The organism is Streptomyces chattanoogensis (assembly GCF_001294335.1).
GTDB lineage: Bacteria > Actinomycetota > Actinomycetes > Streptomycetales > Streptomycetaceae > Streptomyces > Streptomyces chattanoogensis.
The window spans coordinates 1-390 of sequence record NZ_LGKG01000081.1 but is presented as its reverse complement, the minus strand read 5'-3'; the positions used below and the strand labels follow the sequence as shown (position 1 = coordinate 390).

The 390-nt window shown below is 66.9% G+C and carries 1 protein-coding gene; it reads right to left on the bottom strand.

Annotated features, from left to right (window positions below):
* On the bottom strand, window positions 1-390 hold a 390-nt coding region (locus ADL29_RS11080), incomplete at both ends, for a hypothetical protein (RefSeq protein ID WP_425424222.1).

The window sequence follows — 390 nt, the reverse complement described above, 5'->3', positions numbered from 1 at the left end:
GCCTTATCCATCTCGATCAGCTCCTCGATGCCCCAGGGGGCGGTGTCGTTGTCGTAGTCCGGATGCCCGCTGTAGTGGGCGTGGAGGGTGTGCTTGTTCGACCCGGTGTACGTCCGGGGCTTCCAGCCGTTCGAGGCCGACCAGATGGTGCCGTTCCAGATGATGTAGATCAGACGCCGCCGGTCCGCCGGGGTGTCGAGCGTCTTCTGCACGCACCACTGCATCGTCAGGCCGGACACCCGCAGGTCCTTGTCGACGTCGAGCGCGCGAACCTCGTCGATCCGGTCGGCGTCCTGCCGTTCGGCCCGCCCGGACTCGTCCGGGTTGTGACCGGAGGTGCTGGCAGCGTGAGCCTTGTTGCCGATCCACCCGTCGCTGGCCTTGTCCCTG